The organism is Williamsia maris (assembly GCF_024171815.1).
GTDB classification, from domain to species: Bacteria; Actinomycetota; Actinomycetes; order Mycobacteriales; family Mycobacteriaceae; genus Williamsia_A; species Williamsia_A maris.
Genome location: NZ_JAMTCJ010000004.1, coordinates 917,205 through 939,528, shown reverse-complemented (window position 1 = coordinate 939,528; position 22,324 = coordinate 917,205). Strand labels below are relative to the sequence as shown.

General features: G+C 68.9%; 24 protein-coding genes and 1 tRNA gene. 17 read left to right on the top strand and 8 right to left on the bottom strand.

Annotation, left to right across the window (positions count from 1 at the left end; genetic code table 11):
• Positions 1–13: 13 nt before the first annotated feature.
• Together LX13_RS23015 and LX13_RS23010 are read right to left on the bottom strand one after the other, a co-directional pair.
• A complete protein-coding gene (locus tag LX13_RS23015; protein WP_253663590.1) occupies positions 14–2,068 on the bottom strand; it encodes an ATP-dependent DNA helicase in 2,055 nt (684 codons plus the stop codon).
• Entirely contained in the window at positions 2,065–3,369 is a 1,305-nt protein-coding gene (locus tag LX13_RS23010) for a nicotinate phosphoribosyltransferase (RefSeq protein WP_253663589.1), read from the bottom strand. Before LX13_RS23010 ends, LX13_RS23015 begins: the two co-directional genes overlap by 4 nt.
• 31 nt (positions 3,370–3,400) lie before the next feature.
• Between LX13_RS23010 and clpS the strand changes: the two genes are divergently transcribed.
• Genes clpS through LX13_RS22955 form a run of 11 tightly spaced genes read left to right on the top strand, consistent with a single transcriptional unit; the run spans position 3,401 to position 10,917 of the window.
• Positions 3,401–3,790: an ATP-dependent Clp protease adapter ClpS gene (gene clpS, locus LX13_RS23005; protein ID WP_372500027.1), complete on the top strand. Its 390-nt coding sequence runs from the start codon at positions 3,401–3,403 to the stop codon at positions 3,788–3,790.
• Positions 3,791–3,794: 4 nt separating this feature from the next.
• Positions 3,795–4,376 carry an oxidative stress transcriptional regulator AosR gene (gene aosR, locus LX13_RS23000; RefSeq protein ID WP_253663587.1) on the top strand — a complete coding sequence of 194 codons (582 nt, stop codon included), beginning with the start codon at positions 3,795–3,797 and terminating at the stop codon, positions 4,374–4,376.
• Between the two features lie 7 nt (positions 4,377–4,383).
• Positions 4,384–5,484, top strand: coding sequence for a P1 family peptidase (locus tag LX13_RS22995; protein ID WP_253663586.1), 1,101 nt, complete (start codon positions 4,384–4,386; stop codon positions 5,482–5,484).
• Positions 5,460–5,891, top strand: coding sequence for a M67 family metallopeptidase (locus LX13_RS22990; protein ID WP_253663585.1), 432 nt, complete (start codon positions 5,460–5,462; stop codon positions 5,889–5,891). The genes LX13_RS22995 and LX13_RS22990 overlap by 25 nt, the downstream gene beginning before the upstream one ends.
• Complete coding sequence (locus tag LX13_RS22985) at positions 5,888–6,166, top strand: MoaD/ThiS family protein (protein ID WP_253663584.1); 279 nt, start codon at positions 5,888–5,890, stop codon at positions 6,164–6,166. The genes LX13_RS22990 and LX13_RS22985 overlap by 4 nt, the downstream gene beginning before the upstream one ends.
• 25 nt (positions 6,167–6,191) lie before the next feature.
• Complete coding sequence (locus LX13_RS22980) at positions 6,192–7,163, top strand: PLP-dependent cysteine synthase family protein (protein WP_253663583.1); 972 nt, start codon at positions 6,192–6,194, stop codon at positions 7,161–7,163.
• A 17-nt stretch (positions 7,164–7,180) separates the two neighbouring features.
• Positions 7,181–7,855, top strand: coding sequence for a rhomboid family intramembrane serine protease (locus LX13_RS22975; protein ID WP_253663582.1), 675 nt, complete (start codon positions 7,181–7,183; stop codon positions 7,853–7,855).
• A complete protein-coding gene (gene murI, locus LX13_RS22970) occupies positions 7,852–8,655 on the top strand; it encodes a glutamate racemase (protein ID WP_253663581.1) in 804 nt (267 codons plus the stop codon). The genes LX13_RS22975 and murI overlap by 4 nt, the downstream gene beginning before the upstream one ends.
• Positions 8,656–8,703: 48 nt before the next feature.
• Positions 8,704–9,468 carry a cyclic nucleotide-degrading phosphodiesterase gene (locus LX13_RS22965; RefSeq protein WP_253663580.1) on the top strand — a complete coding sequence of 255 codons (765 nt, stop codon included), beginning with the start codon at positions 8,704–8,706 and terminating at the stop codon, positions 9,466–9,468.
• 43 nt (positions 9,469–9,511) lie between these two features.
• Positions 9,512–10,273: a ribonuclease PH gene (gene rph, locus LX13_RS22960; protein WP_253663579.1), complete on the top strand. Its 762-nt coding sequence runs from the start codon at positions 9,512–9,514 to the stop codon at positions 10,271–10,273.
• Positions 10,273–10,917 (top strand): non-canonical purine NTP pyrophosphatase, encoded by a 645-nt coding sequence (locus tag LX13_RS22955; RefSeq protein ID WP_253663578.1) that lies wholly within the window; start codon positions 10,273–10,275, stop codon positions 10,915–10,917. Before rph ends, LX13_RS22955 begins: the two co-directional genes overlap by 1 nt.
• A 10-nt stretch (positions 10,918–10,927) precedes the next feature.
• On the opposite strand, the gene LX13_RS22950 is transcribed toward LX13_RS22955, so the two are convergent.
• Positions 10,928–11,332, bottom strand: a complete 405-nt coding sequence (locus tag LX13_RS22950) for a DUF3817 domain-containing protein (protein WP_253663577.1) — start codon at positions 11,330–11,332, stop codon at positions 10,928–10,930.
• Positions 11,329–11,745: a transcriptional regulator gene (locus tag LX13_RS22945; protein ID WP_253663576.1), complete on the bottom strand. Its 417-nt coding sequence runs from the start codon at positions 11,743–11,745 to the stop codon at positions 11,329–11,331. The genes LX13_RS22950 and LX13_RS22945 overlap by 4 nt, the downstream gene beginning before the upstream one ends.
• A 61-nt stretch (positions 11,746–11,806) precedes the next feature.
• Between LX13_RS22945 and LX13_RS22940 the strand changes: the two genes are divergently transcribed.
• From LX13_RS22940 to LX13_RS22930, 3 genes are all read left to right on the top strand, one after another.
• A tRNA-Leu gene (locus tag LX13_RS22940) sits at positions 11,807–11,889 on the top strand.
• 34 nt (positions 11,890–11,923) lie between these two features.
• A complete protein-coding gene (locus LX13_RS22935) occupies positions 11,924–13,309 on the top strand; it encodes an NAD(P)/FAD-dependent oxidoreductase (protein WP_253663575.1) in 1,386 nt (461 codons plus the stop codon).
• A gap of 74 nt (positions 13,310–13,383) precedes the next feature.
• On the top strand, positions 13,384–14,361 hold the full coding sequence (locus LX13_RS22930; protein ID WP_253663574.1) for an isopenicillin N synthase family dioxygenase: 978 nt from the start codon (positions 13,384–13,386) through the stop codon (positions 14,359–14,361).
• Between the two features lie 10 nt (positions 14,362–14,371).
• On the opposite strand, the gene LX13_RS22925 is transcribed toward LX13_RS22930, so the two are convergent.
• The 4 genes from LX13_RS22925 to LX13_RS22910 all read right to left on the bottom strand — a co-directional run bounded on the left by LX13_RS22925 (position 14,372) and on the right by LX13_RS22910 (position 17,632).
• Positions 14,372–14,692, bottom strand: a complete 321-nt coding sequence (locus tag LX13_RS22925; protein ID WP_253663573.1) for a putative quinol monooxygenase — start codon at positions 14,690–14,692, stop codon at positions 14,372–14,374.
• A gap of 73 nt (positions 14,693–14,765) precedes the next feature.
• Positions 14,766–15,791: an NAD(P)-dependent alcohol dehydrogenase gene (locus tag LX13_RS22920; RefSeq protein ID WP_253663675.1), complete on the bottom strand. Its 1,026-nt coding sequence runs from the start codon at positions 15,789–15,791 to the stop codon at positions 14,766–14,768.
• A gap of 40 nt (positions 15,792–15,831) precedes the next feature.
• On the bottom strand, positions 15,832–16,602 hold the full coding sequence (locus LX13_RS22915) for an iron-sulfur cluster assembly protein (protein ID WP_372500007.1): 771 nt from the start codon (positions 16,600–16,602) through the stop codon (positions 15,832–15,834).
• Complete coding sequence (locus LX13_RS22910; RefSeq protein ID WP_253663572.1) at positions 16,595–17,632, bottom strand: amidohydrolase family protein; 1,038 nt, start codon at positions 17,630–17,632, stop codon at positions 16,595–16,597. The genes LX13_RS22915 and LX13_RS22910 overlap by 8 nt, the downstream gene beginning before the upstream one ends.
• Before the next feature lie 192 nt (positions 17,633–17,824).
• Between LX13_RS22910 and LX13_RS22905 the strand changes: the two genes are divergently transcribed.
• The 3 genes from LX13_RS22905 (at position 17,825) to LX13_RS22895 (ending at position 22,319) form a co-directional block, all read left to right on the top strand.
• Positions 17,825–19,300 (top strand): AAA-type ATPase lid domain-containing protein, encoded by a 1,476-nt coding sequence (locus LX13_RS22905; RefSeq protein ID WP_253663571.1) that lies wholly within the window; start codon positions 17,825–17,827, stop codon positions 19,298–19,300.
• A gap of 105 nt (positions 19,301–19,405) precedes the next feature.
• Positions 19,406–20,731: a cytochrome P450 gene (locus LX13_RS22900; RefSeq protein ID WP_253663570.1), complete on the top strand. Its 1,326-nt coding sequence runs from the start codon at positions 19,406–19,408 to the stop codon at positions 20,729–20,731.
• A 94-nt stretch (positions 20,732–20,825) separates the two neighbouring features.
• Positions 20,826–22,319, top strand: a complete 1,494-nt coding sequence (locus tag LX13_RS22895) for a flavin-containing monooxygenase (protein WP_253663569.1) — start codon at positions 20,826–20,828, stop codon at positions 22,317–22,319.
• Positions 22,320–22,324: the final 5 nt, after the last annotated feature.

Here is a 22,324-nt window from a genome sequence, read left to right as displayed (position 1 = left end):
GTTGGGCACCTCGTCAGGCGTTCGACGCCGTCGTGTGCAACCGGGTGAGCGCGGCGCGGACCACGGCCGGGTCGCTGGTCTGCCAGAACGGCGGCAGCGATGCGCGCAGGTATCCGCCGTAGCGGGCGGTCACCAGTCGGGGGTCGAGGACGGCGACCACGCCGCGGTCGTCGGTGGCTCGCAGCAGTCGGCCCGCGCCCTGCGCCAGCAGCAGCGCCGCGTGGTTGGCGGCCACGGCGAGGAAGCCGTTGCCACCTCGGGCCGCGACCGCGGCCTGGCGCGCGATGAGCAGCGGATCGTCGGGTCGGGGGAACGGCACCCGGTCGATCAGCACGAGGCTCAGCGACGGGCCGGGGACATCGACGCCCTGCCACAGCGACAGGGTCCCGAACAGACACGTCGACTCGTCGGCGGCGAACTGCGAGATCAGCGTGCCCGTGGCGTTCTCACCCTGGCAGAGCACCGGGTGGTCGATGCGTTCGCGGACCAGTGCGGCGGCCTCCTTGGCGGCACGGATCGACGAGAACAGCCCGAGGGTGCGTCCGCCGGCGCTCTCGATCAGCGCGACCATCTCGTCGATGGTCGCCGGCGCGATCCCGGCGCGACCCGGCGGGTCGAGGTGCGCGGCGACGTAGAGGATCGCCGAGGTCCGGTAGTCGAACGGCGATCCGACATCGACGCCCTGCCACCGGAAGGTGTCGCCGTCGGCGGGCACCGAGGAACCGGTCGCGGTGAGGTCGGACAGCGGAGCGGTGGTGTCGGCGCCGCGCCCGGAGATGGGCAGTCCCCAGTTCGCGGCCAGGTTGTCGAACGTGCCGCCGATGGTCAGAGTCGCGGAGGTGAGGATCGCGGTGGTCTCGTTGAACAGCGACGACCGCAGCAACCCGCCGACCGAGAGCGGTGCGATACGGATGACCCGCCGACGCTCGTCACGGACCAGGTCCTCGGCGATCCACACGACGTCCCGTCGCTTCGACTCGTCCGGTTCGTCGAAGGCACCGAGCAGACGGACCGCGTTGTCGTGCAGGTCGTCGAGCGCGGTGATGGCGGCCGAGCGGGCGGCCGCACCGGCGGGATCGGCGTTGCCGCGGGCGGGACCGATCGCCGAGCGGGCCCGCCACAGCCGGTCGCGGAGACCGGCGAACGTCTCCGGCGCGCCGTCGGGCAGCCGGGTCCAGCGGCCGGGAGGCGTCTGGTCGAGCAGCTGCGCCACGAGTTCGCCCGCACCTGAGATGTCGTCGGCGAGTTCCTCGTCGATGAGCTTCGCGCACCGTCGGGCGACGCCGGCCACGGTGCCCGGGGAGATCTCCGCGGTGGCCACCGAGGTGATCCGGTCCACGAGTTCGTGCGCCTCGTCGACGATGACGACATCGTGCTCGGGCAGGACGTTGAAGCCGCTCATCGCGTCGATCGCGAGCATCGCGTGGTTGGTGACGACCACGTCTGCCGATCCCGCCTCAGCCCGGGCCAGCTCGGCGAAGCAGTCGGTGCCGTAGCTGCAGTTCGTCGCGCCCAGACATTCACGGGCGCTGACGCTGATCTGCTTCCACGACCGGTCGAGGACCGCGATCGGGAGCTCGTCGCGGTCGCCGCTCTCGGTGTCGCTGACCCATTCGCGCAACCGGACCACCTCGCGCCCGACCCGGGACATGGTGAACGCGTCGAACAGCTCGTCGGTCTGTTCCTCGGCCTCGCCGCTGTGCACCTTGTTGAGGCACACGTAGTTCGACCGTCCCTTCAGGATCGCGAAGGTAGGGGCTCGTTTCAGGGGTTTGGTCAGCGCCTTGGCCAGCCGGGGCAGGTCGCGCTCGATGAGCTGGCGCTGCAGGGCGATGGTGGCGGTGGAGACGACCACCGTGGTGCCCGAGTCGACCGCGTGGCGTAGCGCGGGGACCAGGTAGGCCAGCGACTTGCCGGTACCCGTGCCCGCCTGGACCGCGAGGTGCTCGCCGGTGTCGATCGCGTTCGCCACCGCCGACGCCATCCGCACCTGGCCGTCACGGTGCGCTCCGCCGAGTGCGGACACGGCGGATTCGAGGAGGGTGGTGACCGGGGGCAGCTGGGTCACGGCAGGGCGAAGCGGGTGGGGATCGCGGGCTCGCCGCGCGAGAGACCCAATCCCTCCCACGGCAGGCTGACGAGCGCGTCGGCGAGGTGATCGCGGCCCTCGGTGAGGGTGGGGAGTCCGTCGACGGGCTGCCCGTCGCGGACCAGCGGGATCTGCAGGTCGGTCGTCGCGAGCCCGCCGGTGTCGGGGACGGACCCGCCCGCCGGGTAGATGATCTCCTCGACGATGGTCCCCGTCGAGCGGGCCGACCGCGCCGCGGCCTTCGCGCCGCCGCGCGACTCCTTGTGGCTGGATCGTTTGGCGACACCGATGCCGTCGACCTCGACCAGCTTGTAGACCATGCCCGCGGTGGGCGCGCCGCTGCCGGTGACCAGTGAGGTCCCCACCCCGTAGGCGTCGACGGGCTCCGCACGCAACGCGGCGATGGCGTATTCGTCGAGATCGCCGGAGACGACGATGCGGGTGTCGTGTGCGCCGAGATCGTCGAGTTGCGCGCGCACCTGCCGGGCCAGCACCCCGAGGTCGCCGGAGTCGATGCGGACACCGCCGAGTCCGGTCCCCGCGACCTCGATCGCGTTGATCACGCCCTGGGTGATGTCGTAGGTGTCGACGAGCAATGTGGTCCCGACGCCGAGGGCGTCGATCTGCGCGGCGAACGCGGCGCGCTCGTCGGGGCCGTCCGGACCGGTGTGGGCGAGGGTGAACGAGTGGGCGCTGGTGCCCGCGCCGGGGACGCCGTAGCGCCGCGTCGCCTCGAGGTTCGACGTCGACGCCATCCCGGCCAGGTACGCCGCGCGTGCGCTGGCCACCGCCGCGGACTCGTGGGTCCGACGCGAGCCCATCTCGATGATCGGTCGGCTCCCGGCCGCGGTCACCATGCGGGCTGCGGCCGAGGCGATGGCGCTGTCGTGGTTGAGTACCGACAGCACCAGCGTCTCGAGCAGCACCGCCTCGGCGAACGTGGAGCGGACGCTCAGGATGGGGGATCCGGGGAAGAACAGCTCGCCCTCGCGGTAGCCGTCGATCGAGCCGGTGAAGCGGTAGTCGCGCAACCAGTCGAGGGTGTCGGCGTCCACGGAATCGGCGAGCGCACGCAGTTGCTCGTCGCCGAACCGGAATCCGGCGAGGGCGTCGACGACACGGCCGGTACCGGCCACGACACCGAAACGGCGGCCGTCGGGGAGACGTCGGGCGAACACCTCGAACGTGCACGAACGATGGGCGGTGCCGTCCCGCAGGGCGGCTGACACCATCGTCAGTTCATACCGATCGGTGAACATCGCTGTGTTCTCGGCGCTCACAATCACCTACCCTGGGGCCATGCGCGGACTGATGACGACCGCACGCGTACGCACCGCAGCAGGGCCGGTTGATCGCCGGACCGAGGCCAGATCGGAGCGTCGGATCACACTCGACGGTCAGGATGAGGCTACCCCGGCGGGTACCGCGGTGGCCGAACCCGACACGGCCGACGCCGGCACCGCGATCGACCGTCCGTGGGTGACGATCGTGTGGGACGACCCGGTCAACCTGATGCGCTACGTGACGTTCGTCTTCCAGAAGGTGTTCGGCTACTCGGAGTCACGGGCGTCGCAGCTGATGATGCTGGTGCACACCGAGGGCAAGGCGGTGGTCTCCAGCGGGGATCGCGACAAGATGGAGATCGACGTGCGCAAACTCCAGTCCGCCGGTCTGTGGGCGACCATGCAGCGGGACAGCTGACCGGGTGCAGAACTGGAAGCGTCGGGGCCGTGGCGGCTCCATCCGGATCACCACCCGTCTCGACTCCCACGAGAGTGAGCTCATCGCGTCGTTGGTGACGTCGATGACCGAGCTCCTCGACGAACGATCCGACAGTGCCCCCACCGACGACCTGTCGGCGATCACCGGCATCGAGACGGGACACTCGACCCCACCCGACGACGCCACCCTGGGTCGGTTGCTCCCGGACTTCCACCGGCCGGATCAGGATCACGAACTCGGTGCCGACACCGTCAACGGAGATCTCAACGGCGCACTGCGCAGTGTGCACGAACCGCACATCATCGCCGCGAAATCCGAAGCGGCGCAGACGGTCCTGAACACCCTGCCGCCCGGGGGTGGTGACGTGACGCTGACCCCGGCACAGGCCGAGCAGTGGCTGACCGCCGTCAACGACGTGCGCCTCGCCCTCGGCGCCATGCTCGGCGTCACCGAGAACACCCCCGACGAACTCCCGCCCGACGACCCCCAGGCCGCCCACCTCGACGTCTACCACTGGCTGACCGTGGTCCAGGAACTGCTCGTCGTCGCACTCATGGGGAAGTGACGCCGCGATGATCGGGTTCCGCACCAGCGCGAACGACGCTCTCGGTGACGTCGCGGGGATCACCGTCGGACACGCCCACCGGCTCGACGACGACGTGCGAGTCGCCGACGACGAGGTCCCCGGCTCGGGCTGGGCCACCGGGGTCACGGTGGTGCTGTTGCCCGCAGGTGCGGTCGCCGCGGTCGACGTGCGCGGCGGCGGACCGGGTACCCGGGAGACCGATCTCCTCGATCCGTCGAACACGGTGCAGACCGCCCACGCGATCGTCCTGACCGGCGGCAGCGCGTACGGACTGGCCGCGGCCGACGGCGTGATGAGCGAACTCGGTTCGGCCGGGGTCGGATTGGCGATGAACCCGTTCGGTGACGTGGTGCCGATCGTGCCCGCCGCGGTCATCTTCGACCTCCCGGTCGGTGGCTGGACGGCGCGGCCCGACGCCGACTTCGGCGCACGCGCCGTGCGTGCGGCCGACCGACACTTCGCGGTCGGATCGGTGGGCGCGGGCACCGGTGCCCGCGCCGGTGTCCTCAAGGGTGGTGTCGGGACCGCGGGCGTCGTCCTGGACACCGCGGCGGCCCCGGGCGTGACGGTGTCGGCGCTGATGGTGGCCAACCCGGTCGGCGACGTGCTCGACCCGGACACCGGTCTGCCGTGGGGCGCCACCGCCGACGACCTCGACCACCACCGACTACGCAACCCCGACGCGGCCGAACTCGACGCCTATCGCGCGCTGCGCGCCAAGGCCACCGTCCTCAACACCACCATCGGTGTCGTCGCCACCGACGCCCGTCTCGACGCCGCGTCCACCCGGCGCGTCGCGATGGCGGCCCACGACGGCATCGCCCACGCCATCCGTCCGGCCCACTCGCCGCTGGACGGCGACACCGTCTTCGCGGTGGCGACCGGGGAGCGGGTCGTGCCGCCGACCCCCGATGTCCCCGCGGGCATGAACCCCGACGTCGCCCTGCTGGCCGCGGTGTGTGAGGCCGCCGCGGTGGTGGTCCGTCGCGCCATCGTCGCCGCGGTCCTCGCCGCCGGCCCCGTCGCCGGAATAGCGTCTCTGCGCACGACGTTGCCCTCGGCATGCTCTCCATCAGGCGAGATCTGATCGATCAGATGATCGCGCACGCCCGCGCCGACCATCCCGACGAGGCGTGCGGGATCGTGGCGGGACCGGAGGGATCCGATCGCCCGGAGCGCGTCGTCGCGATGATCAACGCCGAACGCTCACCGACGTTCTACCGCTTCGATTCCGGCGAACAACTTCGGGTCTGGCGGGCGATGGAGAACGCCGACGAGGAACCGGTGGTCGTCTACCACTCGCACACCGCCACCGAGCCCTACCCGAGTCGGACCGACATCTCCTACGCCTCGGAACCGAACGCGCACTACGTCCTGATCTCGACCCGGGATCCGGACCACACCGAGGTCCGCAGCTATCGCATCGTCGACGGGCTCGTCGACGACGAGGACATCGTCATCGCCGACACCGACATCTCAGGAGCACAGCCATGACCGTCACCGTCTCCATCCCGACCATCCTGCGGACCCACACCGACGGCGAGAAGCGCGTGCAGGCGTCCGGCGACACGCTCGCCTCGCTCATCGACGACCTCGAGTCGAACCACCCCGGCCTGCGCGATCGGCTGATCGCCGACGGGAAGCTGCACCGGTTCGTCAACGTCTACGTCGACGACGAGGACGTCCGGTTCTCCGGTGGTCTCGACACCGCGATCACCGACGGCGGCCAGGTGACGATCCTGCCCGCGGTGGCAGGTGGGCGGCGATGACCGGACGTCCGACACGGCCGCGCCCATGACCCGGTACGACTCGCTCATCGACTCCGTCGGCCACACGCCGATGGTGGGTCTGCAACGGATGTCGCCTCGATGGGACGACACCGACGAGGGTCCGCACGTCCGGCTCTGGGCGAAACTCGAGGACCGCAACCCGACGGGGTCGATCAAGGACCGTCCGGCGTTGCGGATGATCGAGGAGGCCGAACGCGACGGCACCTTGACCCCGGGCTGCACCATCCTCGAACCCACCAGTGGCAACACCGGCATCTCGCTGGCGATGGCCGCGAAACTCAAGGGCTACGAGCTGATCTGCGTCATGCCGGAGAACACCTCGGACGAGCGTCGGGCGCTGCTCGCGATGTACGGCGCACGGGTCATCGCCTCGCCCGCGGCGGGTGGCTCGAACACCGCGGTGGCCATGGCCAAACAACTCGCGTCGGAGAACCCGAGCTGGATCATGCTGTACCAGTACGGCAATCCGGCCAACGCCCTGGCGCATCAGGAACACACCGGACCCGAACTGCTGGCCGACCTCCCGGAGATCACCCACTTCGTCGCGGGCCTGGGGACCACCGGCACCCTGATGGGGGTCGGGCGGTACCTGCGTCAACACCGGCCCGACTGCGCGATCGTCGCGGCCGAACCGCGCTACGGCGACGAGGTGTACGGGCTGCGCAACATCGACGAGGGATTCGTCCCGGAGCTGTACGACGCCTCGGTCCTGACGCGGCGGTTCTCGGTCCAGGGCGGCGACGCCATCCGTCGTGTGCGCGAGCTGGTGGAGACCGAGGGGCTGTTCGTCGGCGTCTCGACCGGGGCCATCGCCCACGCCGCCCTGGCGATCGCGCGCACGGCCCTGGCCGCCGGCGAGCGTGCCGACATCGGCTTCATCGTGTGCGACGCCGGATGGAAGTATCTGTCGACCGGTGTCTACGCCGGTACCCTCGATGAGGCAGAGACCGCGCTGGAGGGCCAACTCTGGGCGTGAGGCGAGGAGCCGAGAACATGACCGGATACGACGCACCGACCGTGGACGCGGCGGGTCGCCGCCCGTTGTGGATCCGATCTGCGGTCGTCATGGCCGTCGTCATCGCGACGTTGTACGCCGTCGAGGCCGTCGACACCGCCATGAACAACCGGCTCGACGCCGACGGGATCGTCTCCCGCAACGCCGACGGGCTGGTCGGGATCGTGTTCTCGCCCTTCCTGCACGACGGGTTCGCGCATCTGACCTCCAACGCCGTCCCGGGCGCGGTCCTCGGGTTCCTGCTGCTGCTCGCACGTCGTTTCGTGATCGCGACCGCGGTGGTGTGGATCGTCTCGGGCGTCGGCGTGTGGCTGTTCGGTCCCACCGGCGCCATCACCATCGGCGCCTCCGGGATCATCTTCGGGTGGCTGGCCTTCCTGCTGGTCCGCGGCCTGTTCAACCGCTCGCCGCTGCAGATCCTCCTCGGCGTCCTGCTGTTCCTCGTCTACGGATCGGTTCTCCTGGGTGTCCTCCCCGGACAGAACGGGGTGTCCTGGCAGGCGCATCTCTTCGGCGCGATCGGCGGGGTCCTCGCGGCATCGCTGCTCGCCGGCCGCGACCGTCGTCGGCGCCAGAAGGATCCCGCGGCGTCGTCCGCGCAGCTGTTCGGCGCGAGCCCGACGACCCCGACCCGTGGGACACTGCCTCGGTGACCGAGGCAAACATCGACGCGCCGATCGGCATCTTCGATTCCGGCGTCGGCGGGCTCACCGTGGCCCGGGCCATCGTCGACCAGCTCCCCGACGAGGACATCCTCTACGTCGGCGACACCGGCAACGGTCCCTACGGACCGCTCAAGATCCCCGACATCCGCGCACATGCGCTCGCGATCGGCGACGACCTCGTCGAGCGCGGGGTCAAGGCGTTGGTGATCGCCTGCAACACAGCCTCATCGGCCTGCCTGCGCGACGCCCGCGAACGCTATCCGGTCCCGGTGATCGAGGTCATCCTGCCCGCGGTGCGCCGGGCCGTCGCCACCACGAGATCGGGTCGGATCGGGGTCATCGGCACCTCCGCCACCGTGGCGTCACGCGCCTACGACGACGCCTTCGCCGCCGCCCCGCACGCGGAGATCACCTCGGTGGCGTGCCCACGTTTCGTCGACTTCGTCGAACGGGGCATCACGTCCGGGCGGCAGATCCTCGGTCTCGCCGAGGGGTACCTCGAACCGCTGCAGCAGGCGCGTGTCGACACCGTCGTGTTGGGCTGCACCCACTATCCGCTCCTGTCGGGGGTCATCCAGTTGGCCATGGGCGACGAGGTGACGCTGGTGTCCAGTGCCGAGGAGACCGCCAAGGACGTGGTGCGTGTGCTGACCCGCAACGACCTGCTGCACTCGCACACCGACCGTCAGGCGCAACGCGTGTTCACCGCGACGGGCGACCCGGTGTCGTTCGCACGTCTGTCCACCCGATTCCTCGGACCGTCCGTCGGGCAGATCCAACACGCATAAGCGCCATCGTCGGTGCTGTGTGGCGCGTCACGTGGCACAGTGAACGACATGCGACTGACCGTCCTGGGGAGCTCCGGCAGTGTTGCCGGGCCGGATTCACCGGCCTCGGGGTATCTCTTCACCGTGCCCGGCGAGCAGCCCGTCGTGCTCGATTTCGGGCCCGGTGTGCTCGGGGCACTCCAACAGCACACCGATCCCAACTCTGTGGCGGTGATGCTCAGTCATCTGCACGCCGATCACTGCCTGGATCTGCCCGGCATGCTGGTGTGGCGCCGCTACCACCCGACGCCGGCCATCGCCCGTGCGCCGATGTTCGGGCCCGGCGGCACGGCGATCCGGATCGGCGCGGCGTCCTCGGAGTTCGCAGGCGCGGTCGACGACATCACCGACACCTTCGACGTGCGCACCTGGGTCGACGGCGAGGCCGTCGAGATCGGTGGCATGACGGTCCTCCCGCGCCGGGTCCTGCACCCGCCGGAGACCTACGGGCTGCGGATCACCGGGCCGGCGGGGGAGGTGCTCGCCTTCAGCGGCGACAGCGCCGTGTGCGACACCCTCGTGACGCTGGCCGCCGACGCCGACGTCTTCCTCTGTGAGGCGTCGTGGACCCACGCACCGTCCGAGCGGCCGCCGGAGCTCCATCTGTCGGGCACCGAGGCCGGCGACATCGCTCGGCGCGCGGGAGTCAAATCGCTGCTGCTGACCCACATCCCGCCGTGGACGAGCACCGAGGACGTGCTGGCCGAGGCCCGCGCCGCCTACTCCGGTCCGGTCAGCGTCGCGCGGCCGGGGCTGGTCGTCGACGTCGCATGACCGAGCCGTCCGGCCACACCGGGGTGTCGTTAGAGTTGGTCTCGTGAGCAGACGCGCAGACGGCAGAGCAGACGACGAGATGCGGGCGGTCCGCATCACCCGAGGTTTCACCGATCACCCGGCGGGCTCGGTGCTCGTGGAGTTCGGGCAGACGCGGGTGATGTGCACGGCGAGCGTCGAAGAAGGCGTTCCGCGGTGGCGGCGTGGGTCCGGACTCGGGTGGCTGACCGCCGAGTACTCGATGCTGCCCGCCGCCACGCACAGTCGGTCCCAGCGCGAATCGGTCAAGGGCAAGATAGGCGGCCGCACACACGAGATCAGCCGACTCATCGGCCGGTCCCTGCGCGCCTGCATCGACCTCGCGGCGCTGGGGGAGAACACCATCGCCCTCGACTGTGACGTGCTGCAGGCCGACGGCGGGACCCGGACCGCGGCCATCACCGGCGCTTACGTGGCCCTCGTCGACGCGGTGGCGTTCCTCAACGCCCGCGGCAAACTGGCCGACCCCCAGCCGATCTCCTGCGCCATCGCGGCGGTCAGCGTCGGTGTGGTGGACGGCCGCGTCCGACTCGACCTACCGTACGAGGAGGATTCGCGCGCCGAGGTGGACATGAACGTCGTCACCACCGACGCGGGGACCCTCGTGGAGATCCAGGGCACCGGCGAGGGCGCGACGTTCTCCCGCGCGACCCTCGACAAGATGCTCGACCTCGCCGCGGTCGGCACCGAGCGCCTGTTCGAGGCGCAGCGCGCGGCTCTCGACGCCCCGCGCCCCGCGAGCACCGCCGAGCACACCGCGGATTGATGCCGACGACCCTGCTGCTGGCCAGCCGCAACGCGAAGAAGCTCGCCGAGCTGCGACGGTTGATGGTGACCGAGGCCATCGAGGGCATCGACGTGGTCGGACTCGACGAGGTGCCGCCGTTCGACGAGGCCCCCGAGACCGGGGAGACGTTCGAGGCCAACGCGCTGGCGAAGGCCGTCGACGGCTGCGCCGCGACCGGGTTGGCCTGTCTGGCCGACGATTCCGGGCTCGAGGTCGACGCTCTGCGCGGGATGCCCGGGGTGCTCTCGGCGCGCTGGTCGGGCCGGCACGGCGACGACCAGGCGAACGTCGATCTACTCCTCGGACAACTGACGGACGTGCCCGACGAGCGTCGGGGAGGAGCCTTCGTCTCCGCGTGCGCAGTGGTCACGCCCGACGGTGCACAGACCGTCGTCCGTGGTGAATGGCGCGGCCGCGTGGCCCGTGCGCCGCTGGGCGACAACGGATTCGGCTACGACCCGATCTTCGTTCCCGACGAGGACGCCGATCGAGGTGCGGGGACCGTCGCCGGTCGGACGGCCGCACAGCTCTCCGCGGCCGAGAAGGACGCTCTCAGTCACCGCTCCAGGGCGCTCGAACAGCTCATCCCGCTGCTGCGCGAACTCGGGTCGCTCGGCGGCTGAGCCGCGCTGCTCAGACCGCGAACTCGGACTTGATCTCGCGGGTCCGGATGTGTTCGACGTAGAACGACAGGAACGGGATCGTGCCGGCCAGGAGTGTGAAGATCGTTTTCTTGGCAGGCCACCGGACCTTGATGGCCAGGTCGACAGCCATGAGCAGATAGACCACGTAAACCCATCCGTGCACAACCGGCACGAAGGACAATGCATCTGCGGGTCCCCGACCCACCACGTGAATCCCGGTGTCCCAGGCGTTCCAGCCGCCGCTGATCACCTTCAAGACGACCTCGGTTACCAACAACAGCAACCACAGGCCGGTGATCCATGCCATCACCCGGTAGCGCAGCAGTGCGCTGCGGATCTTGTCCGGGGTGGCGGTCGCCTTCGACGCCAGCGACGGCTCGGGTGTTGAGGTCACGGGTTCTCCTGCTGTGCGGGTCCGGACTCGCTGCTCGCGAGTTCGGACAGATAACGGTTGTACTCGGCCAGGTCGCGGATCTCGGGCGGGGAGTCGTCGTCGGCGGTGACGCGGGCCGCGGTCGCAGGGCGAGGGGGGAGCAGATCGGCGGGGACCTCGGTCGCACCGTGTGCCCGGGGCGAGAGCTTCGCGACCTCGTCGGGGTCGCTCTCGAGGACCACGAAACGTCGGTAGGCGTAGACGAACATGACCCCGAACGCCGGCCACTGCAGCGCGTACCCGAGGTTCTGGCCGCTGCCCGACGACGACTCGAACCGGCTCCACTGCCACCAGGCGAGCCCGAGGCAGGCGATGGCCGCGACGACGACCAGCACGATCAGCGCAGGACGGTGTCGACGTTTCCCTTCTGGCATGAGATCGACGGTACCTGCAGACCGAATCCGGCAGGTCAACCGGTATCGTGACGGTGCACACGCGCGAGTGGCGGAATGGCAGACGCGCTGGATTTAGGTTCCAGTGTCCGACAGGACGTGGGGGTTCAAGTCCCCTCTCGCGCACGGACAACCCAGAACCGCGACGTTCGGAGACCCCGTGAGCATCGATGTCGACTATCTCGTGATCGGTGCCGGCGCGATGGGTATGGCCTTCGTCGACGTGATCCTGACCGAGACCGACGCCACCGTCGCCCTCGTCGACCGGTACGACCGCCCGGGCGGGCACTGGACGTTGGCGTATCCGTTCGTCCGCCTGCACCAGCCGTCGGCGTTCTACGGCGTCAACTCCCGCGGCCTCGGCGTCGACCGGGTGGACACCGCGGGCTCCAACACCGGCCACTACGAACTGGCCTCCTCCGCCGAGGTGGTCGCCTACTTCGACCAGATCATCACCCAGCAGTTCCTGCCCACCGGTCGGTTCCACCACTTCCCGAAGAGCGAGGCCACCGACGACGGCATCGTGACGTCGGTGCTGACCGGCGCCCGGCACGACGTCCGGGGCACGACGATCGTCGACGCCACCTACAGCCGCGTCAGCGTCCCGGCCATGCGAGCACCCGCCTTCCCCGTCAGCCCCGACGTGCGGTGGATGGCGCCGAACGAACTGCCCGAGATCACCCGTCCCGCCGATGGATACGTGGTCGTCGGAGCGGGCAAGACCGGTATCGACGCCTGCCTGTGGCTGCTGGGCAGGGGCGTCGACCCCGGTGACATCCGATGGATCATGCCGCGGGATTCGTGGCTGCTCGACCGGATGAACATCCAGCCGGTCGAGGGGTTCTACGACAGCACCGTCGGCGGGTACGCGCTGCAACTCGAGGCGTCCGCCGAGGCCGAGACCGTCGACGACCTCTTCGATCGGCTCGAACGCGCCGGTCAGCTCCTGCGGATCGATCCCGCGGTCCGGCCGTCGATGTACCGCTGCGCGACGGTGTCGCGAGCCGAACTCGACACCCTGCGGCAGATCACGAACGTGACCCGGCTGGGGCGCGTGGTGTCGGTGGAGGCCGACACCATCACCCTCGAGTCGGGGACGATCCCCACCTCGCCCAACACGGTGCACGTCGACTGCACCGCGGACGGACTGCAACGACGTCCCGAGGTACCGGTGTTCACCGAGGGCCGCATCACCCTGCAGAGCATCCGGACGTGTCAGCAGGTCTTCAGTGCTGCGCTGATCGCCCACGTCGAGGCGACCGTGTCCGACCCCGAGAAGAAGAACGAGCTGTGCGAGGTCATCGCGCATCCGGACTCCGACATCGACTGGCTGCGCACGACCGCCGCCAACACCAGGACCGTGTCGCGCTGGGCCCGCGAACCCGGACTGGGCGAGTGGCTGGAGGGGTCGCGACTCAACAGCATGCGCATCGGCGACGCGAGCGCACTGACCCCGGACCAGGTGGCGGTGTCGATGCGGGTGCTGCGCAACCTCAGCCGGGCGGTCCGCAATCTCGATCGACTGCTCGCCGAACCGTCGACGTAGACCCGCGACCGGCAATTCGCCTCCGGCTGAGCAGGAGAGTGGACGCCGCGGCGAGTCGCGGCCAGCATGGAGACATGCTTCCCGTCCTGGATCTGTCGACCGCCGACGCCGACCCGGATTCGTTCCGATCCGCGCTCCGCGAGGCCGCGCACACCCACGGGTTCTTCTATCTGGTCGGCCACGGCATCGGTCCCGACCGTTTCGACGAGGTGCTCGCACTGGCCCGGCAGTTCTTCGCGCTGCCCGTCGAGGACAAGAGCGAGATCAGTCAGCTCGACAGCCCGCACTTCCGCGGTTGGGCGCGACTCGGCGGCGAACTGACCAACGGCGCCGTCGACTGGCGCGAACAGATCGACATCGGTCCGCAGCGTCCGGCCGTCGTCGATGCCGAGGGCTACTGGAACCTGCAGGGCCCCAACCTGTGGCCGGCGGACCCGCCCGGGTTCCGCCGCGCGTTCGAGCGGTGGTCCGACGACCTGGCCGAGGTGGGCCTGCGACTGCTGCGGCACTGGGCCGTGTCCCTCGGGGCACCCGCGGATCACTTCGACGCGGCCTTCGCCGACGCGCCCGCGACCCTGATGAAGGTCGTGCGCTACCCGGGCAGCGCCGACAACCCGCAGGGGGTGGGTGCCCACAAGGACTCCGGGGTGCTGACCCTGCTGCTGGTCGAACCCGGTTCGCAGGGCCTGCAGGTGCAGACCGGTGACGACACCTGGATCGACGCACCGCCGCTCGACGGTGCGTTCATCGTCAACACCGGTGAGCTGCTCGAGGTGGCGTCCGGCGGTTATCTGCGGGCCACCCGGCACCGGGTCACCGCGCCCGAGCCCGGGACCGACCGGATCTCGATCCCGTACTTTTTCAACCCGGCCCTCGACGCCGTCATCGACATCATCGATCTGCCCGCCGGACTCGCCGAACTGGCCCGCGGCGTCGACTCGGATCCGGACAACCCGATCTTCTCCACGTACGGTGAGAACGCCTGGAAATCCCGCACGCGGGCGCACCCGGATGTCGCGCTGCGACATCACGGGATCACGCCCGCGCGCTGACGGTCTCGGGTCAGTCGACCTGCATCTCGCCCATGGGACCCCAGCTGTCGGCACCGACCTTCTCGCTGATGATCTTCGGTGTGTGCGCCAGGTACTGAGGCAGTTCGGAGACGGCCTTCGCGAAATGGTCGCTACCGACGTGGGCCTCGGCGGCGTCGTCGGCGAAGCCCTCGGTCAGGACGTACTCGTTCGGGTTGTCGAGGCTGCGCGCCCAGTCGAAGAAAAGATTGCCCTCCTCGCCGCGGGTGTTCGTGGTGAACTCGGCGACCAATTCGGGCCACTGCTCGGTGAATTCGGGTTTCGTCTCGAATTTCACGACGATGAAGATCATGTACGCGCTCCTGGGGTGTGGTGAACAGTTCGTCCCCACGGTACGTGGCGGGTTCGATCGGGCGGCACGATCGTCACGGCGTGAGGATGGCGCGACCACGAACATTGCCGGCGTCGAGATCGTCGATGGCACTCTGGAAGTCGTCGAGCGAATACTTCGCGGTGTGCAGGTTCACCGCGCCGCGTGCGGCCAGCTGCATCAGATCGCACAGGTCGTTGTACGAGCCGACCAGGTTGCCCACGATGTTCTTTTCGGCCGAGATCAGATCGATGGACGGGACATCGATGTTCTCGCCGTACCCGACGATGTGGTAGTCGCCGGCAGGACGTGTCATCGCGAGACCCTCTGCCGTCGTGCCGTTCTCGCCGACGAAGTCGATGACGACCTCGGCACCGTTCCCGCCCGTCAAGTCCAGGAGCTGCTCCACGTGGGTGCCGTCGGCGACGATCCCCCGGTCGGCACCGATGGATTCCGCCAATTTCAGCGCCTGCTCGTTGCGGTCGATGACGATCAGTTCGGCGGGGGTCAGCGCCTTGAGGACCTGGATGCCGATGTGCCCCAGTCCACCTGCGCCGATGACCACGCATCTGTCGCGCGGGGTGAGCCGCTTCGCCGCCTTGGCCGCCGCGTGATAGGCGGTGAGGCCCGCGTCGGCGAGCGCCGCCACGTCGGCGGGCTCGAGTGCGTCGTCGATTTTGACGACACTGCGTGCCGAGGTCTTGATGTACTCCGCGTATCCACCGTTGGTGTCGATCCCGGGGAACTGGTTGACCTCGCAGTGCACGTCGTCGCCCGACCGGCAGGCCCGGCACAGACCGCACGTGATGAGCGGGTGCAGGATCACCTTGTCGCCCTCGGCGACGTTGGTGACCGCAGAGCCGACCGCCGCGACCCAGCCGGCGTTCTCGTGTCCGATCGTGTAGGGAAGCGTCACTTGGGATTTCTCGGCCCACTGGCCTTCGAGGATGTGCAGATCGGTACGGCAGACGCCGGCGCCGCCGATCTTGACGACCACGTCGAACGGTCCGGTCGGGCTGGGGATCGGGAGCTCGGTCATCTCGAGTTTCTGGTGGTAGCCGACCACCTGGACGGCGCGCATGGTGCTCATGGGGTTCTTTCCGTTGTGAAGGATGGGGGAGTCACGCGGGCATGGTGAGCGCCGCGAGCGGGACGAAAGCCCCGGTGTCGGTCTCGGGCGCATCGGTCGATGTGGTGTCCGGTCCGTATCGGGTCCGGAGCAGGCCGCGACAGAAGTGCGCGTTCCCGTCGATGGAGATGCGGGTCGAGCGCGCCCGACGCAGGGCGAGCGGCACGGCATCGGGTTCGGGACCGATTCCTCGGTGGTCGACTATCACCGGTTCCGTGGCGCCGGTGGGCAATCCGATGCTCCGGCGTCGCCGCAGCAGCGATTCGGTCATCTCGTCGGCGGGGAGGTCGCCCAGCGTGAGGGTGCCGAGATCGGCGATCTCGATGCCCGTGTCGCGGCGCAGGACCCCGGTCAGGCATCGCTCCATCGCCGCGGTGTGCGCCTTGCGCAGGAACGTCTCCCGGAGTTCGGTGAGATCGTCGAGCGCCTCGTGGCCGAACGTCCCGCGGTAGCCGGCGTCGGCGGCCAGTCCGGTGTTGATGATCTCGGAGTCGTGATGGTCGTCGAGCTCGACCGTCACCACGGCCGTCCAGTCCAGAGCGGTCAGGACGTCCTTCGCGTCCGACGCCATCAGGTAGGCGAAGTTCGGTGCGCAGAACGACGTCGGCAGTCGCAGATGGACCGAGACGTCCCCGTCCGAGGCGATGTCCAGCGAGCGGACGAACCCGAGGTCGGTGATGGGCTCGTCGAGTTCGGGGTCGATCACCACGTCGAGTGCATGCCACGCGGCGTCGCGCCGTTGCTGGTCGTCCACGTCACGCACCGACCATCTCGTCGGCGCCCCGCGGCCCGACCGGGGTCTCCTCGGCCGAGGCGACCTGCAGCTCTGCGGGCACCGGGATGTCGTACATCGCAGCGGCGTTGAGCCCGAGGATCTTCTTCTTCTGGTCGGTGGTCAGCTGCGGGTACTCACCCAACTCGTCGGGGATCTGGAAATCGACGAACGACTCGATCAGCCACCGCGGCGTCCAGATCGCGTAGTCGGACGAGAACTGGATGCGATCCTCGCCGATCCAGTAGAGGAGCTCGCCGAGGATCTGCGCGAAGTACTTCGGGCGGGAGTGGATGAACGGCATGGCGACGGCCAACCCCGCGTGCACGTTCGGCTCCTGGGTGGCGATCCAGCAGAAGTCCTCGAGACGCGGCAGGCCACAGTGTTCGACCACGAAGTTCAGGTCGGTGAAGTCCGACGCCACATGGTCGACATCGGCGACGTCGAAGGCATCGCGGTCGAGCGGTCGGATGGTGGGGCCCTTGTGTACGTGGATGTTGCGGATGCCGAGCTCGCGGCAGGCCTCGAAATAGCGGTAGGCCCACGGGTCGTCGAGCTTGTAGCCACGGGAGTCGCCGTGCCATTCGGCGGTGTACAGCTTCACGCCCTTGAGGTGGTACTTCTCGGCGTCGAGACGCAGCTGGTCGAGCCCCTGCTCGCCGTTGCGGGGATCGAAGTGGTGGTTGTAGGTGAGCTTGTCCGGGTGCTCGGCGGCGAGCTCGGACGCCTCGTCGGTCTGCCCGAACCCCTTGTAATAGAACTCCCCGAGGTGGGCCGGCTGGAAGATGGCGTGGTCGACGTACCCGTCGGTGAACAGGTCCTTCATCAGGCGCTCGCCGCCCTGGTAGAGGTAGTCGTCGTAGTCCCAGACCTCGCTCTCCGGCGACAGGTTGCGGTGGTAGTCGTAGAAGCAGTCGATGAACTGCTTGCCGTGGATGTTGCGCTGGTTCTCCGGACGCGCGTCCCACAGGGCCACGTGTGCATCGACGATGAAATAGCTGGTGTCACCTTTGCGGTACATCAGGTCCTCCCAAATTGTGTGACTGCTGTCACAGGCTGTTCGACACGACAGTAGGGAGGCCGACACGGGGGAGCGGTGCGCTCGGCGTCTCAATCTGAGACGCACGCCCGCCGTGGGACCCGGTGTTGCCGTGGTCCCCTCTTGTAACGTGGATCACAGCGGGTGATGCGCCCGTGGCGTGGAGGTGTGGCGGTGTCCGACAGGTTGCCGGAGCGGGCGAAGCAGGGCGATGTCGTGTTCGGCTCCGCGGCCGACGTCCCCCGCCGGCTGCTCGCGTCGTGGCAGCGCAGCGAGGAGTACGGGGTCTCCCTCGACTCGGTCGAACCGGTGTTCACCGGTACCGACGATCTCGGATCGCTGTTCTTCGAATGCGGCAACGAGGTACTCGTCGACCTGCACCGGACCCTCGCCACCGAGCCGGTCAGCATGATGCTCACCGACGCCGACGGTGTCGTGCTGAGCCGGATGAGCGGTGACCACTCGTTGCTGCGTGCCCTCGACGACGTCCATCTCGCGCCGGGTTTCGCCTATTCCGAGCGGGAGGTGGGTACGAACGGTCTCGGTCTGGCCCTGGCCGACCGCGTCCCGACCCTCGTCCGGGCCGATCAGCATTACGCGCAGAACCTGTGTTCGTTCACGTGCGCGGCGGTGCCGGTCATCGAACCCGCATCCGGACGTCTCGAGGGCAGCGTCAACCTGACGACGTGGTCGCAGTCGTCGAGCGAGTTGCTGTTGGCGTTGGCCCGGTCGGCGGCGAGCACGACCGCGGCGCTGATGCTCGCGCGGACCTCAGGCCGCACCTCGCGTCCCACGCCCCGGGGCCGCGTGTTCCGGGTCGAGGTTCCGCGCCTCGAACCCGGTTCGGGCACAGTGCATTCGCTCTCCGACGGGTGGAACTCGGCGGTCGCCGCGGCCGAGGGGGCCATGTCGACGGGCACGATCGTCGCGGCCATCGGCGAACCCGGCTCCGGCCGATCGACCGCGCTCGCGCAGGCCGCTCGTCATGTGTGTCCGCGGGACCGGATCCTCTCCGCCGAGGCCCCGGCGCCGTCGGACCTGCAGACCTGGCTCGGGTTGTGGACCCCGGAGCTGGGCAAGTCGCACACCGCGGTGATCGTGCGCGACGTGGATTCGCTACCGATCTGGGTCGCCGATCAGCTGGCCGAGCTCGTCGTGCGATCGCGTGCGCAGTCAGCACTGCCGTTCGCGATGAGTGCCGAGCGGTTCGAGGACATCCCGGCACCGTTGGCCGCGCTGGTCGACACGGTGGTCGCGATTCCGCCGCTGCGTGAACGCAGCTCCGACGTGCTGCCGTTGGCCCATCACATCGCCACCAGGGCGCGCGGCCGCGACGTCGTCATCGCGCCGGCGGCGGGTCGCGCACTGGCCGGTTTCGACTGGCCCGGCAACGTCGCGCAGCTCACCCGGGTGATCTCGCACGCGACGAGTCGTGGCGACGTCGTCGACGTGTCGAGCCTCCCGCACGAGGTCCTCGCCGGATCGGCGCGTCACCTGTCGCGCATCGAGGCGTTCGAGCGGGGCGAGATCGTGCGCGTCCTCGCCACCGGCAACCCGACCATGGCCGATGCGGCCCACGAACTCGGGATGAGCCGGGCGACCCTCTACCGCAAGGTCGGTCAGTACAACATCCGCGTCGTGCGGGACTAGAACCGCGTTTCGCCGACCCTCGTCCGGCATTCGGGATCTGCTCTTGCCCGCTTCGGTACATGTGCGTACCTTGGCCACGGTACAACCGTGTACCAAGGAGGCGCGATGAGCACGCGAACGATCCATGACACCGGCGAGACCGTCGTGTTGCCCCCGGGCACGGCAATGCCCGGATTCCTGCAGGGGGTCGCGGCGTTGCGCGACCGTCGCGCGGCCCTGATGCGACTGCGGGATCGTTTCGGGCCCGACTTCACGATCAAGCTGCCGACGTTCGGGACCGTCGTGGTCATCAGTGATCCGGACGAGGTCCGACAGATCTTCAAGACACCGCCCGAGGACCTCGATCAGATCGAGGCCAATCTCGGCCGCGTCCTCGGCCCGAACTCACTGTTCGCGCTCGAGGGCCGGCGGCACAAAAACCAGCGCAAGCTGCTGGTCCCGCCGTTCCACGGCCGCCGGCTGGCCGGCTACGAATCGGTGATGGTCGACGAGGCCTCGCGAGAGTTCGCCTCCTGGCCCCAGGGTCGGGAACTGAGCGTTCTCGACCCGATGATGTCGATCACGCTGAACATCATCCTGCGCGCCGTGTTCGGCGCCGAAGGAAGCGAGTTCGCGCGGTTGCGCGACGTGATCCCACCGATGGTCGAACTGGGCTCGAAACTGATCGTGGTGCCGGTGCCCACATGGGATCTCGGCCGCTTCAGTCCCTGGGGCCGACTCCACCGATACCGCCGCGAATACGACGCCATCGTCGACGGACTGATCGCCACGGCCACCTCCGACCCGCACCTCGCCGATCGCAACGACGTGCTCGCGATGATGGTCCAGAGCCGGTACGACGACGGATCGGCGATGAGCAACGCCGAGATCTCCGACCAGCTGCTCACCCTGTTGACCGCCGGTCACGAGACCACCGCGACGACCCTGGCGTGGGCGGTCGAGCGGCTCCGACGCCATCCGGCGATCCTCGATCGCCTCGTCGCCGAGGTCGATGCCGGTGTCGACGACCTGCTCACCGCGGTGATCCTCGAGGTGCAACGCACACGTCCGGTGATCGACTCGACGTTCCGCCAGGTCAAGGCGGCAAGCTATTCCGTGGGGCCGTGGGTGCTGCCGCGGGGCCAGAACATCATGGTCGGGATCGACCTGGTCCACACCGACGACACCGTGTTCCCGCACGCCGCGCGCTTCGACCCCGACCGGTTCCTGGGCTCGCGCCCCGATCCGCACGAGTGGATCCCCTTCGGTGGTGGCGTCCGGCGCTGCATCGGCGCGGCGTTCGCGACGATGGAGCTGCACACCGTGCTTCGTACGCTCCTGAGGGGTCACGTCATCGAGCCCACCCTGGCGCCGGACGAGAGCTGGTACTCCCGAGGCGTCGCGTTCGCGCCCGGATCGGGTGGGCGGGTCGTGGCGCGCAGGCGGTCCTGATCGATCCGGGGTCCGCCGTTGCCAACCCTGCTCAACAGGTGTTGTTAACACTCACTATTGCGTGGATCACACTACGTTGGTGAGACTTGATCAGGTGACATCAACGCAGGCGGAGTGTGTGGACGTGGTCATCGTCGGCGCGGGTTTGTCCGGTGTCGGGGCCGCGCACCACGTCCGTGAGGCGTTTCCCGACGGGTCTCACGTCGTCCTCGAGTCGAGGGAACGCATCGGGGGGACGTGGGATCTGTTCCGCTACCCCGGGGTCCGGTGCGACTCGGACATGCAGAGCCTGAGCTATCGATTCCGCCCCTGGTCCTCGTCTGACTCGATCGTCTCCGGTGCCGACATCCGCGAGTACATCGAGCAGACCGCCGTCGAGGACGGCACCGACGCGCGAATCCGGTTCGGACACAAGGTGATCCGCGCGGACTACGCGACCGAGACCGCCACGTGGACGGTCGTGGCGCTGCGCGGCCACACCGCCGTCGAGTTCACCTGCCGGTTCCTCTACCTGTGCACCGGCTACTACGACTACGACCGCGGCCACACCCCTGACCTGCCCGGCAGTGCCGAGTTCACCGGTCCGGTGGTCCATCCACAACAGTGGCCCGACGACCTCGACCACACGGGTAAGCGGGTCGTGGTGATCGGCAGCGGGGCAACGGCGATCACACTCGTGCCCGCACTCGCCGAGACCGCGGCACACGTGGTCATGCTGCAGCGGTCGCCGACCTACGTGATGGCGTTCCCGCGCCGGGACACCCTCGACGAGAAGCTCGGTCGTGTCATCGGGCCGCGCCGCGCCGCGGGACTGACCCGGTGGAAGAACATCGCCATCGACACCGCGCTCTACCACTCGTGCCGGCGCTGGCCGACCTACATGCGTTCGGTCATTCGCAAGGAGAACGCGTCGCAGCTGCCCGACGACTTCGACATCGATCGGCACTTCACGCCGCGGTACGACCCGTGGGATCAGCGGATGTGCCTGGCCCCCGACGGCGACATCTTCGCGGCGTTGTCGGACGGACGTGCCTCGATCGTCACCGACAAGATCGACCAGATCACCTCCGAGGGAGTCGCTCTGGCCTCGGGTGAACACCTCGACGCCGACATCATCGTCACCGCGACCGGGTTGCAGATGCTGGCGTTCGGCGCCATCGACATCGCCGTCGACGGGGCGGCGGTCTCACCGTCGGAAACCCTGACCTACAAGGGGATGATGCTCAGCGGCGTACCGAATCTCCTGTTCACCATCGGGTACACGAACGCGTCCTGGACGCTGAAGGCCGACCTCGTGGGGGAACACTTCCGGAGGATGGTCGCCCACATGGACGCGCGTGGGTTCGATCAGTTCGTCCCGGTCCGACCGGAGGGTATGGCCGAGGAGCCGCTGCTCGACTGCGAGGCCAACTACATCCTGCGGTCCATCGACACCTTTCCCCGCGCCGGTACGAAGTCACCGTGGCAGCTCGGGATGAGCTATTTCCACGACATCGTCGCACTTCGATACGCCCGTCTCGGGGATCCGGCGATGCGATTCGCGCGCAGTGCGCGTGCAAGCGGACGCACCGGGAGCGTTCCTTCGTAGAATCG